6 protein-coding genes are annotated in these 14039 nt (G+C 64.9%); all 6 read left to right on the top strand.

Translation table 11 applies throughout. The annotated features are described in order from the left end of the window. The first annotated feature begins 582 nt into the window (after positions 1 to 582). The 6 genes from BST27_RS18290 (at position 583) to BST27_RS18265 (ending at position 13944) form a co-directional block, all read left to right on the top strand. Positions 583 to 3288, top strand: coding sequence for a helix-turn-helix transcriptional regulator (locus BST27_RS18290; protein WP_079219837.1), 2706 nt, complete (start codon positions 583 to 585; stop codon positions 3286 to 3288). A 269-nt stretch (positions 3289 to 3557) separates the two neighbouring features. Beyond that, a complete protein-coding gene (locus tag BST27_RS18285; protein ID WP_079219843.1) occupies positions 3558 to 6371 on the top strand; it encodes a helix-turn-helix transcriptional regulator in 2814 nt (937 codons plus the stop codon). An 87-nt stretch (positions 6372 to 6458) separates the two neighbouring features. After that, positions 6459 to 9269 carry a helix-turn-helix transcriptional regulator gene (locus BST27_RS18280; protein WP_083148575.1) on the top strand — a complete coding sequence of 937 codons (2811 nt, stop codon included), beginning with the start codon at positions 6459 to 6461 and terminating at the stop codon, positions 9267 to 9269. Positions 9270 to 9566: 297 nt separating this feature from the next. Continuing rightward, positions 9567 to 10427, top strand: a complete 861-nt coding sequence (locus tag BST27_RS18275; RefSeq protein WP_069422389.1) for an alpha/beta fold hydrolase — start codon at positions 9567 to 9569, stop codon at positions 10425 to 10427. A 604-nt stretch (positions 10428 to 11031) separates the two neighbouring features. After that, on the top strand, positions 11032 to 13293 hold the full coding sequence (locus BST27_RS18270) for a helix-turn-helix transcriptional regulator (RefSeq protein ID WP_069422388.1): 2262 nt from the start codon (positions 11032 to 11034) through the stop codon (positions 13291 to 13293). A 204-nt stretch (positions 13294 to 13497) separates the two neighbouring features. Next, a complete protein-coding gene (locus tag BST27_RS18265) occupies positions 13498 to 13944 on the top strand; it encodes a hypothetical protein (RefSeq protein ID WP_232007462.1) in 447 nt (148 codons plus the stop codon). Positions 13945 to 14039 lie beyond the last annotated feature (95 nt).

Raw genomic sequence — 14039 nt, 5'->3', positions numbered from 1 at the left:
GAGTGGGGACTTCTACCTGGCCACCAGTGGGGACTTTCTACTGGCCACAGATGGGGACTTTCTCATGGCCATTCACAGCGGGCAGACGCGGCGGCGTCTCGCACGCGGTGCAGCAGCCATGGCGTTCGCGCAGCGCCGGAGTCGCCTTCTGCAGGTGACCGTTGAATTTGGCGATGTTTCATCTGATTTCTCCACTCCATGGCGATGGCGCTGGGCGAATACGCGCCCAGCCAGTCCACCGTCATCGCGACCCGTAGTTCGCTATAGCGTCGGCTCGCAAACCGTTAAGCCAGCATTCATTGACATGGGTTGAGTGGTCATCACCCAGTTGACTGATTCACCCGGGTGATCTGCCGAGAAGAATTTCGGGCATGACCAGCCTGACAAACGGCCGTTCACGATGATTATTGGGTGACAACGCTTTTGGACGCAGCGTGTGGTCCGGATCCGGCGATGCCATCGACTGTCTGCAACTGCTTGCTTCGATCTGCTGGTATCTGGCGGTATCCTAAGGTCTTCCACAGTCCGCTGCTGGCAGAACATCTAGCAACACTGCGGCGAAGAGGCGACCATCTGCATGCCATGGACCTGATCAACCGCCGCACTGAGTGCAACCTGCTGGACGCAGTGTTGCAGGCGGTGCGGTCGGGTGAGAGCCGAGTGCTGGTGCTCCACGGCGATCCGGGCATAGGCAAGTCGGCGTTGATGGACTATATGTCGAGCCAACTGTCCGGCTGCCGCTTGGTGCGTGCGGCGGGTACCGAGTCCGAGATGGAGCTCCCCTACGCAGCGCTGCACCAGTTGTGCGCACCGCTGATGGATCACCTCGACAATCTGCCCGCGCCTCAACGCGATGCGCTGAGTACCGCGTTCGCCCTGAGCGCCGGGCCCACCCCGGACCGACTGCTGCTCGGGCTGGCCGTGTTGGGCCTGGTTTCCGCCGCCGCCGAACATCAGCCCCTCGTCTGCTTGATCGACGATCTGCAGTGGGTCGATCGTGCTTCGACCGCCGCACTGGCATTTGTGGCGCGTCGCCTGGGTGCCGAATCGGTTGCCATGATCATGGCGACTCGTGCTGCCGACCCCGACTTCACCAATTTGCCGAAGATGGAAGTCAGCGGTTTGCACGATGGCGATGCCCGGGCGCTGCTAGACCGAGCGTGGGCCGCACCGCTGGATCAGCGGGTCCGCGATCAACTCGTCGCAGAGACCGGCGGCAACCCGCTTGCGCTTCTTGAACTTCCTCGCGATCTGACCGCCCACGAGCTGGCTGGCGGATTTGGAATCCCCAGTGCGCGAAGACTTTCCGGGCGTATCGAGGAGAGCTTCCAGCGCCGCCTTACCAGTTTGCCCGAGCAGACCCGCCGACTGCTGCTCATCGCGGCCGCCGATCCGACCGGTGATCCGGCACTGCTGTGGGGCGCGGCCGCACGGCTTGACATCGGCGTCGACGCCGCCGCACCCGCAATCTCCGACGGTCTGGCGGAGTTCGGCATCTGGGTGCGCTTCCGGCATCCCCTCGTCCGATCGGCAACATACCGGTCTGCGTCGGTTTCCGAACGACGGTTGGTGCACCAGGCGTTGGCGGACGCGACAAATCCGGACACCGATCCTGACCGCCGTGCGTGGCACCGGGCCCAGGCGGCTGTGGGACCAGATGAGGACGTCGCCGCGGAGCTGGAACGTTCAGCGGGTCGGGCCCGAGCGCGTGGCGGTGTGGCCGCGGCGGCCGCGTTTCTCGAGCGGGCGACCATCCTCACGCGCGAACCCGCGCAACGGGTGGAGCGGGCGCTGGCCGCTGCGTCAGCCGCGGTCGATGCGGGCGCATTCGATGTTGCGCAGGATCTGCTGACGGTTGCCGAGGCGGGGCCGTCGACCGATTTTCAGCATGCCCGCGCTGATCTGGTTCGCGCTCAACTTGCATTCGTAACTGGCCGAGGTAGCGACGCCCCACCGCTGTTGTTGAAGGCGGCGGCGCGGTTCGAGCCGATCCAGGCCGCTGCTGCTCGCACGACTTATCTGCAGGCCCTCCAGGCGGCGGTATTCGCCGGCCGATTAGCAGTAGGCGCAGGGGTCGTCGAGGTCGCACGCGCAGCGAAGACGTCACCTCGACCGCCGACTCCAACCCTGTCGGACCTTCTTCTCGACGGGTTCGTCGCGAACTTCACCGATGGTTATGCGGCGAGCCTGCCGACCTTGCGTCGCGCCGTGAGCGCCGCCCGCCACGACGTGTCACAGGAAGAGCAACAGTTCCTGTGGCTGGCCGGTATCGCCGCCTTGCACATGTGGGATGACGAAGGCTGGGAAGCAGTTTCGAGGCGTCACGTCGAGCTTGCCCGTTCAGCAGGCGCGCTGGCGGAGCTGCCGCTAGCACTGAGTTCCCGTGCCGTGATGCTCACCTTTGCCGGTGAACTCGCCGCCGCGGGGGCCCTCCATCAGGAATTGAAGACGGTAACCGAAGCGACCGGCGCCAGCCTCGCGACCGACCCGGCCATGAGCCTCGCCGCATTCTGCGGCAACCAGGTCGAGACGTCGGTGTTGATCGAGGCCACCACACGAGACGTGGTACGCCGGGGTGAAGGTATGTGGGTGAGCGTCGCCGAATGGACGGAGGCGGTGCTCAACAACGGCATCGGTAACTACCAGGCGGCGCTCACCCCGGCCCTGCGCACCGCCGACCAACCTGATCTTGCGCTGTCTGCTTGGTCCACCATCGAACTCATCGAGGCCGCCGCGCGCAGCGGTGCGTCCGATATCGCGGCACGCGCCGTCGCGCGGCTTTATGAGATGACCAGTGCCAGTGGCACCGATTGGGCGCTGGGTGTGCAGGCACGTTCTCGCGCGCTGCTCAGTGAGGCTCCCGACGCTGAACAGTTGTACCGCGAGGCGATCGAGCGGCTTGGCCGTACCCGCATGCGCGTGGAACTGGCCCGCACGCACCTGCTCTATGGAGAGTGGCTGCGACGACAGCGCCGCCGCACCGACGCCCGGGCGCAACTGCGCACCGCGCACAACATGTTCGACGCGATGGGCATGCAAGCCTTCGCCGAACGCGCCCGCCGCGAGCTGCTGGCCACCGGTGAGACGGCCCGCAAACGCACCCACGCGGCAGCCGGTGCCGGTGCAAACCTGACCCCGCAGGAAGAACAAGTCGCGCGCCTAGCCGCAGAGGGGCTGACCAATCCCGAGATCGGCGCGCGCCTTTTCATCAGCGCCAAAACCGTCCAGTACCACCTGAGCAAAGTCTTCACCAAGCTCGGCGTCAATTCACGCAGTCAGCTTCCCTAGGCCCGTGCACACTCCACTGGTCAATGGGGTGCTCATTGACCAGCCCCATTGACCAGCCATTTCGGTATCCGGCCGCCACTGACTAGTCAGCATGCCAGGGGCGCCGACTAGGCATCGGCCGATGCGAACGCAATACACCCTGCCGCACGATAAAGAGCGAAAGGCATGGGGAAATGACTATCGATCAGCTGACCGATCGGCTATACGGCCGTACCGTACGCGTCCAAGCGGACAACATCGCGCCAACGGTGGCCTCGCAAGCTTCCATCATGGTCAAGCCAGTGGCACCCGCCAGGTATGTTCCGTTGGATCCTCCCCGCGCCCCAGGGCCCATTCGCGGTCGGGCGGACGAGTTGAAGGTGATCGGCGCCCTGCTCACGGCGGTGACGCAAGGACGCGGGGGCGTACTGGTCATCGAGGGTCCACCGGGCATCGGGAAAAGCCGGTTGTTAACCGAGGTCTTGGCGCTCGCCGAAGAGGCCGGTGTTCGGGCGCTGTTCGGCGAGGCGTTCGAGCACCAGCAGACGGTGCCGTTTTTCTCGCTTTTCATGGCGACCCTGCGTGCGAATCCCCCTGTCGGTGATGCGGAGGCTTTGCGCCGGTTGGGCACGTCTTCCGACGTTCGCTATTGGGTGGTGCGCGATCTGCAAGCCGCGATCGATGCGGCCGCATCCCGGACACCGTTGGTGATCATCCTCGAGGACATCCACTGGGCCGACGACGCCACCTTGCTGGCGCTGCGGTCGATGACCGCGAAGCGGCCCAACGCCCCGGTGCTGTGGGTGCTTACGGCACGAACCGACGCCCGCGAACAGGCCGTTCGCGAGACGCTGACCGCGCTGGAACGCCAGGATGCCACGGTTGTGCGGTTGACGACCATGACACCGAGCGCAATCGCCGACATGGTGCAAGACGTTGTGCGAGCCAACGCGGACTTGTCGCTCCTAAGCCTTGCCGACATGGCGCACGGCAACCCGTTTCTGCTGACTGAACTGCTGCTTGGTCTCAACGAGGAGGGCCGGCTCGACGTCCGCGGCGGCCGCGCGGTCGCCACCGGAGACACCTTGCCGCGACGGCTCAGCGACACCATGCAGCAACGGCTTGAGCAGCTCTCGAGCGCCGCGAGCCAAGTCGTGCGGGTAGCCGCGGTGCTGCCCGACCGGTTCTCGGCCCGGCTGCTCGCCGCGATGCTGGAACGCCAACCGGCCGCCCTGGCGTCGGCGGTGCAAGAGGCGGTCCGCGCCGACCTCCTCATCGAAGACGGTGATCAGATTCGGTTTGGCCAAGATCTACTGCGCGAAGCGACGCGGCAATCCCTGCCCAATTCGCTGCGTCGAGCGATGGAGCGGCAATCGGCCAGCCTCATGCTCGAGATGGGAGCGGCGCCCGAGGAGGTCGCAACGCAGCTCGCCCGAAGCGCCGAAGTGGGCGATCAGGCGGCAATCGCCGCACTGCGCGAAGCGGCGCAGTCGGTCGCCAACACCGATTCCGGCGTGGCGTCCGATTTGAGTATGCGCGCGTTGCAGCTGCTGCCGCCGGACGACCCAGGACATGGACCAATCGCCACTGAGACGATCGTGCTGCTCAACCGGGCCGGCCGCTACCGGGAGGCGCAACGATTGGCCGGCGTTACCCTGTCTGCCACGCTCGCGCCCGAAGAAGAGGCCCGCATTCGGCTCCGGCTCCCGACGGTAGCCACCGATACGACCATGCGACGCATCGAAGAGAACCGCCGTGCACTTCAGTTGCCCGACCTCAGCGGCGTCACCCGGGCGCGACACCGGGCATGGCTGGCATACAACCTGGCGATGCACGGCCAACGAGGACAGGACAGCACGGCAGCTGACGAGGCGGCCGCCGCCGCATGCACCGGTGACGTCGAGTCGAGCGTCTTGGCCGGAATTGCGCTCGCCTGCCTCGAGTGCGCGAACGGCCACGTCGGCCGGGCACTACACCGAATGGAGGAGTTGCAACGCCTGGCCCCTGCGGACAACATGACCGCTCATCACCTTGCTGCAATGCACCTGACCAACCTGCTCGCCGCGGTCGGACGGATAGAAGATGCCGCAGCGCTGATCGCGGCCCACACGGAACAGGCCCAGATGCAACGCGACAGCGTGGCGTTTCACATCTGGACCCTGACGGCGGGAGTAGTGCACCTCGCCGCAGGCCGGTTGTCGGCAGCCCGCGCCACTATCGAGTCGCTGCCTGCGCCAGATCAGAGAGGGCCTACGTACCTGGATGCAAGGCGCATGTTCATGCTGGCGGAGGTGGCGGTGCGCACCGACGACCGACCGTTGTTGCTGGAGACGATGAGCGAGGCGCGCGGCGCGTACTCCGGCGGATCACCATCCGTATCCCGGGAGGCAGCTCTCCTGCTCGCGCTGGCGGCATGGCAGCGCGACGACATCCACGAAGCCGTCCGCTGGCTAAGCGGTGATGTCTCGCTGCTGGTCACCCCGTTCCCACCCAACGCCGTGGATCAGCTGACCCTGACCGCGCGGATAGCGGCGACCGCCGATGATGCTGGCTTGCGCGCACGCGTTCTGCAAGCCACCGAGGCGCTGGAGCGTGAGCAGCCACCGGTGCCGCTGTTCGCCGCGGTCGTCGGATATGTCCGCGCGATCCTCGACGGCGACGCCGATGCGCTGGCGGGGGCGGCGAGCGCGCTTCGCTCCTCGTCGCGTCCGCTTCTGTACGCAAGCGCCGCTGAGGACGCCGGCGGCGAGCTGATGCGCGTACAGCGCGACGCTGAGGCCCTCGACCAGCTGAGCGCGGCATTCGACACCTATATCGAGTGCGAAGCCCTCGCCGATGCCCGCCGGGTCGGCCGCGCGCTGCGCCGGTTGGGCGTGGAACGGCGTATCGTCACGCACCCGCGGGCGAAGACGGGGTGGGACAGCCTCACCGACTCGGAACTCAAAATCATCAACCTGATTGCACAAGGCGCGACCAACCGCGCGGTCGCCGGCCGACTACACCTGTCCACCCATACGGTCAAGACCCATGTGCACAATGCTTTCGCCAAGCTGGGCATAACCTCACGCGCCCAGTTGGCGCAGCTCATGGGCGGCGCTGTTTGATCCACAGCAAACCGGGTGGGTCAGGTGGCGGGACTAGAATGACGCGCATCGCAGTGGCAGTCCGGTAAACGGTAGACAGGACACCCGGTGGGGGCTTCGACCGGCCTTTTTGATGTCGGCGGTCAGCGGCTGGTCACTCCGCCGATCAGGGGGCGGGCGGACGAGCTGAAAGTGATTGCCGCGCTGGTTGACGCGGTGGCCCAGGGGCGCGGGGGCGTGGTTGTCATCGAAGGCCCGCCCGGCATTGGCAAGAGTCGGTTGTTGACCGAGGTGGTGGCGCTTGCCGACAGGCGCGGGGTGCGGACCCTGTTTGGGGAGGCTTTCGAGTACCAGCAGACGGTGCCGTTCTTCTCGCTGTTCATGGCCACCTTGCACGCCGATCCCCCAGTCGGCGACGCCGAGGCACTGCGCCGGCTAGGCGACTCGGCCGACCTGCGCTACTGGGTTGTGCACGATCTGCACAATGCGATCCGAACGGCGGCCGCGGAAGCCCCGCTGGCGATTGTGCTGGAGGATATCCACTGGGCCGATAACGGCACGGCGTTGGCGCTGCGATCACTGGCCGCGGTGCGCCCCGATGTTGCTGTGTTGTGGGTCTTGACGGCCCGCACCGGGGCCGGCGGGCCGGCCGTGCAGGAAACCCTGTCTGTGCTGCAGCGTTCCAACGCAACGTTCGTACGATTGGCGGCCATGGCGCCGGACGCCGTCGCCGACCTGGTCTGCGATGCGTTGCGGACGAAAGCCGATGTGTCGCTGCTGAATTTGGCCGCCAAGGCACACGGAAATCCGTTTCTGGTAAGCGAACTAGTCAGGGGTTTGGGCGAGGAAGGCCGGCTCACTCTCTCCGGTGGCCGTGCGATCGTCAGCGGAGATGGGTTGCCGCGGCGCCTGGGCGCAACGATGCACCAGCGGCTCGACCTGCTCTCCCATGAGGCGGCAGAAGTGGTCCGCGTGGCCGCGGTGCTGCCCGACCGGTTTACCGCCAGCTTGCTGGCCGCGATGCTTGAGCGTTCGCCGGCATCGTTGTTGTCAGCGCTGGAGGAGGCGGTGCGCGCGGATCTGCTCGTGGAAGATGGTGAGCGGCTGAGGTTTCGGCATGACTTGCTCCGTGATGCCACCCGACAGTCGCTGCCGCAGTCGCTGAGGCGGGCGATGGAGCGCCAATCGGCGTCAACCATGTTGAACATGGGCGCTGCCCCGGCCGAAGTGGCCACCCAACTCGCACGAAGCGCAGAACCCGGAGACCGGGAGGCGGTCGATGCCCTGCGGCAGGCCGCTCAGTCGGTGGGTCGCGGCGATGCCAGTGCCGCCGCGGACTTGTGCAGGCGGGCGTTGGAGCTGCTGCCCGGTGATGACGCTGCGCACGGGTCACTGGTTGCCGAAACGGTGGAATTGCTCAATCGGGCCAGCCGCTATGGCGAAGCCGAAGAGTTGGCTCTCGCAGCGCTCTCGGCGGCGGCGTCGCCTGAAGACGAGGCCGAAATTCGCCTCAGGTTCCCGACGATCAATATGTACAGTGCGCAGCGGCGGGTAGCGGAGAATCGGCGAGCGCTGCAGTTGCGCGGCATCAGCGAGGTCACCCGAGCACGGCATCTGGCCCTGTTGGCCTACAACATGTTGTACGACCAACCTCGGCAAAACCGCGAGGCGGCCGACGCGGCCCCCGCGGCCGCGGCCGCGACCGGTGATCTGGAGTCGAAGCTCGTTGCAGATGTCACCCTCGCATGTCTCGATTGTGCGGACGGGTACGCGCGTCGCGCCCTATCCCGCCTCGAAGACGCTTGCACGCTTGCCCGGGCGACCGAACCGACCCCGGCCCATGACTTACTCGCGGCGCACCACGCGAATTTGCTGGCTGTGATTGGCCGGTTGGACGAAGCCGCAGCCGAGATCGCCGACGGAATGGAGCGAGCCCGCCGGGAAAGCAACGCGATGGCCCTTGATATTTGGTTCGACATCGAGGCGTGGGTCCATCTCGCCGCGGGCCGGTTGTCAGGAGCCCGCGCCGCGGTCGAATCCGGGCCGCCCTCCCAGCGCACCGGCGCGACCGACCTGGACATGATCCGCCTGGCCCTGCTAGCCGAAGTGGCGGTGCACACCGATGACCGAAACTTGTTGCAGCAGATGGCCAATGACGCTCGTAACGCCTACCCGGGCGGCTCAGCTGTGGTCCGGCGGGCAGCGGCACACGCACTCGCGCTGACGGCATGGCAGCGCGACGATGTCCACGAAGCCATGCGTTGGCTCGGCGGCGACATTTCACTACTCGGGACACCACTTACGCCTGAGGTCTTACATCTGGTGATCTTGGCTGCGCGGGTGGCCTCGGCCGCCGGTGATGCGGGCCTGCGCGCACGCGTCCTGCAAGCCATCGACGCGCTCGAGCGTGAGCGGCCACCGGTTCCGCTGTTCTCGGGGGTGGCGGGACACGCCCGCGGGATGCTCGAACATGACGCCGACGCATTGATGACCGCTGCGGAGTTGCTTCAGTCGTCGGCCCGGCCGCTCCTGTACGCCAGCGCTGCGGAAGACGCCGGTGCCGAACTGGCCCGCATCGATCGCCATGATGCGGCGGTCACTCAGTTGAACGCGGCGTTCGACACCTTCACGGATTATGAGGCGCTCGCCGATGCCCGCCGTGTCGGCCGTACGCTGCGCCGGCTAGGCGTGGAACGGCGCATCGTCGCCCACCCGCGGGCAAAATCGGGGTGGGACAGCCTCACCGACTCTGAGCTCACCGTCATCAACCTCATCGCCCAGGGGGCGACCAACCGCGCCGTCGCCGCGCAGCTACACCTCTCCCCCAACACGGTAAAGACCCACGTCCACAATGCGTTTGCCAAACTGGGCATTACCTCCCGCGCCCAATTGACGCAACTGATCCGTGGTTCTGATTGACGGACATCTCAGAATCAGGGCCGCCTCGTACTGCACCTATCGGGGCTTAAATATCACCCTTCGGGCGATGGTATTGCGCTGCGCAGACGACGACCGTAGTACTCGAACGAAGCCATGCCTACCTCGCCGACGCGTCGGAAAAGCACCGATCTCCAAGATAATTGGGCCATAGCCCACATGCTCGGCGGGGAGGCACCCTCAGAGAGGGCAGCGATGACAATGCGAACGAACCAACACAATTGCAGGCGCATGCGATTACCCCCCACAGGGCGAACGTTGGCCAGTAACCGAAAAATTATGACGAGCGACGGAGTCTCGCTGTGCGTTCGCGATTGGGGATCACCCGTTGCGGGCCATACAATCGTTCTCCTCCATGGCTTCTGCTTGAACAAAGAGTCCTGGAACACTCAGATAACACAGTTGATCCGTCACTGGGGCAACAACATCCGGATCATCAGTTACGACCACCGCGGTCACGGCGACTCCGCCAGCGCATCAATGGACACCTACCGGATCGATCGACTCGCCGATGATCTCGCTAATTTGCTTGTTGCGCTGGATGTTACGGGGCCACTCACCTTGGTAGGACACTCGATGGGCGGAATGACGGCCTTGGCCTACCTTAGCCGGCCGGCCCACCAGCGCCCTCTGGAGCCGGATAGCCTTGTTCTCGTCGCGACCGCCGCGGGACGCCTTGGCTCGCACGGCCTCGGCCGACTGCTGGACACCCCCGTGACAAGCGTGCTTTACCACCTCGTACACCGGATGCCTCGCGCCGGTACCGATGAGGTAATTCAGTTCCTCGCCAGGCCGGTGTGCGCGGCACTTGCCAGATATGCCGGCTACGGCGAAGCCGCCCCGGAATCGTCGGTGGCCATGTCGGCCGCCACCATCGACGCCACGCCGGCGACAACCAAAGTCGGCTTCCTGCTCGGGTTAAAGGAATACGACTGCTCTGCAACCCTTGGCTCCATCACCGCCAAGACAACGATCATCAGTGGCGGAGCAGACAAGCTCACTCCGATATGGCACGCCTGCGAGCTCGCGAAAGGTATCCCCGGGGCGACGCTTATCCACCGGCCCGCCGCGGGGCACACGCTGCTCCATGAAGTCCCGCAGCTGGTCACTGAAGCCATCAGCACTGCCGTCGCCGCCTAGGAAGCTCGTCGAGCGCCCCCCACAACGCACGCGCGGGTCGGGTTGACCAGTCCGTCAAATCACGGCACTACGCATACACCCTCCCGGCGTTAAAGATCACCCGCTGGGCGATGGTGGCGACGGTCCCTGACTGCCAACGTGGTAATTGCACTCCAAAAACGCCGCGACTGTTGCCCATCAGCCAGGAACCGGTGCCGCGGAGCAGCACACACAGGAATCGAGAGAACGATGATGAACACGGTGTGGGGAATGTTGATGATGCTGCCGGTGGTGTTCGGCGTCGGTGGTTACGTGCTGGTCAGCCGGCGACCATGACCACGCGACGACCACCGGACCGCCGCCGGGATTTCGAGACGCTTCTTCGCCAGATGTTCGGATGTCAGCTCTTTACTGGCGGCAGTGTCGTGGGTCGCGCCAGCCAACACATTGGTGCAAAAAGAGGAGCGATACGGTGAACGGGTACAGCATGAGCGCGACTCACGCGAAAGTGCCTGGACCGCCGGGGAACAACGGGGCTATCGAGAACCCAACGCTCACTCAGAAAGCGTTGACGTCGAGCGTTCCTGCTGTACAGCAAATTTCAACGGATACGCGGAGTTCGGACATGACCGGGTCAGCTGGACGCAGCGAGCGCAGCGGCGGTGAAGCCGCAGCGCGTGCAGTTCTGCTCGCCACCAAGCTGCACGTTCCCGCCCTCGGGGTACAGTTGGTTCACCGAGCTGCATTGCTCGACGCACTGTCAGCGAAGCAACACTGCAAACTGACTCTGCTGAGTGCGCCGGCGGGCTGGGGCAAGACGACACTGTTGGCGCAGTGGGCCTTGAGCGCGGGCCGCGATGGGCGATTCGGATGGCTGTCGCTGGACGCCTCCGACAACGATCCGGTGTGGTTTTGGATGTACGTGGTCGCCGCGTTGCAGCAGATCAGTCCCGGTGTTGGGATTCGCGCGGTTGAACTCCTTGCGATGGGCGCCGACCCCGTACAGGTTGTGCTGCCCACCCTGCTAAATGATCTCGACACGGTTGATAGCCAGCTGGTGCTGATTCTTGATGACTACCACTTGGTGGTAAGTCGAGCGGTCCATGAGCAGCTTGCATTCTTCGTCAGCCGGATGCCGCCGAATTTGCACGTGGTACTGGCCACCCGATCGGATCCGATGTTGCCGTTGGCTCGGCTGAGAGCCAGCGGCGCACTCACCGAAATACGAACCGACGATTTGCGTTTCGGCGCGACCGAAGCAGACCAATTGCTGAACGGTGTTCTCGGGTTGCAATTGGACCGAGCAGACATCGAACTGTTGCACCAACGCACCGAAGGTTGGGCTGCCGGCCTCTACCTTGCCGCCCTGTCCCTTGCCGGGCGTGCCGACGCCGCCACGTTTATCAGGACTTTCGCGGGCGATAACCGGCATATCGTCGACTATTTGATGGCCGAGGTGCTAGACGGCCAGCCACTGCCACTACGCAATTTCCTGCTGCGCACTTCGGTTTTGGGACGCCTCAGCGGTCCGCTCTGCGACGCCGTGCTGCAAACGTCTGACTCGGCCGCGATATTGGAGAAGATCGAGCGCGAAAACCTTTTTGTGGCGCCACTGGACACCTCGCGTCACTGGTATCGATACCACCAGCTGTTCGCCGAGTTGCTGCGCACCGAACTGCGTCGTAGCGAGCCCGATCTGGTCGCCGATCTGCACCGACGAGCAGCGACCTGGTTCGAGGCAGAGGGCCTCATCGACGAGGCGGTGCGCCACTTGATCGCTGGCGGTGACATAGAGCGCAGTGCTGAGCTGATCGCCGCGGATTGGGTGGACGAGTTCAACGGTGGCGGTCTGTCGACCGTGTCCGGCATGCTAGATCTGCTCCCCACGGAAACCGTTCTCCGGGATCCGCGGCTGAGTGCGGCCCGTGCCTGGATCGCGCTGAGCGGTGGCCAATTCGATGACGCCGCCGAGTGGATCGACGCTGTAGAGACGGGATCCGCTGCCGATGATGGCGCCATCAACGCTCAAGCCGTCTTGTTGCGGGCGGCGCACTCGTTTAAGACGGCCGAGGTTGCCGCTGCGCTCGAGGCCGCTCGCCAGGCGATCACCCTCGACCTCGGTGAAGCACCGCTTGGCCGATCCAGTGCCTATTGCATTTATGGCTCCGCGCTGTACTTTTCGGGCTGCACCCGAGAGTCGCAAGCCAACTTGCGTCGAGCCGTGCAACAGGCTGAGCGGGTGGGCGATCGTCGCGCCCGCAGCTGCGCCTTGGGTTATCTAGCACTGATCTCGAGCGAACATAACCAGCTCGCAGAAGCCGAACGTCACATCCGCCGCGCTTCCGGCAGTCCGCGTGACCTGGCGGATGTGGAACACCTTGTGGACGCAATGGTGGCGCTGGCCACCGCTGAAGTCCTTCAAACACGCGGTGACGGCGCTGCGGCCGTGGTCGCCGCCGACATGGCCGTCATGTTGGCCCAACAAGGCGGCGGAATCCTCGAAGTCGCCAAGACGCTGTTGGTGAGGGCTGAGATCCTTGAACACCTCGGCGACCACCAGACCGCCAGCGCCGCAGTCGATGAGGTCAACGCGCTGTTGCGCGGTTGCGCTGACGCTGACAGCGCCTCGAGGCTGCTGGCTTCGGTCGAGCGTAGCGTCGCGGTGACACCACGGCACGACGGGTGCCCGGTCGATGAGGAGCTGACCCCCAAAGAGCTTGAGGTTCTTCGCCTACTCGCCACCCGGCTATCGCGGCGTGAGATCGGTGAACGGCTCTACGTGTCGCTCAACACCGTGAAGACCCACCAGCGCGCCGTGTATCGCAAGCTGCGCGTCGAGCACCGCCGTGCGGCGGTCAGCCGGGCGCGAGAACTCGGCCTGTTGTAACTCGTCTGCCAGCACACCGCCAGATGCCGTGCGGCACGAACGGTCATATCTGACGACGCTTCCGATTCGTCACCTGAGTATCTGCCCACAACTCTTCGGCTATCGGGCCTCTGCAACCTCTCGAAGGCCATCCCGACACAATCACCCGGGTGAATCGCCGCCGGGACGATGACATCTCACCCCGACCATGGCCAGGATGTGCCCATGGCCACAACAGTTGACCGCCTGGCGGAGATCTCCGCCAGATCCCAGCGACACACGTTAGTTTTCACGCGACGAATCCTGCTGCACGCATTTGCGCTTCTGGCATCGTGGGCGATCGGACTACTGATCGCGGCTTCAATCGTTCCCAGAGTTTCGCTGTCAGTACCGGGGTTCACCGTCGCCGTGGTGGTGTTCGCGGTAACGCAGGCGATCCTGTCTTTGTCAACCTTGAAGTTGCGCCATTGGTGTGCGCCTCTGCTCCTTGGGGGAACGGGCTGGGCGTTGACGATCGTCGCACTGGTCCTCGCCTCGATATTGACGCGCGGGCTCGTTATCGACGGCACTGCACCCTGGCTGGCCACGACGCTTGTGGTGTGGCTGGTGACAACGATTACAGCAATTACGTTGCCCGAATTGCCCATCCGCGACAGGGTCGGTTCGACCTGACCACATCCGCGTCTGCGCTTGTCGAATGGACGTCGGTGGTTCGCAACGGGATTCTGCAAGCCGCCGGGTCCGTGCTGTGAGCTAAAAGCTTTGAC

Origin of the sequence: Mycobacterium intermedium, from assembly GCF_002086275.1 — a bacterium.
In the GTDB taxonomy this organism is placed as follows: Bacteria; Actinomycetota; Actinomycetes; order Mycobacteriales; family Mycobacteriaceae; genus Mycobacterium; species Mycobacterium intermedium.
Note: the sequence above shows the minus strand (reverse complement) of the source record. Positions and strands in the feature narration are given on the sequence as shown.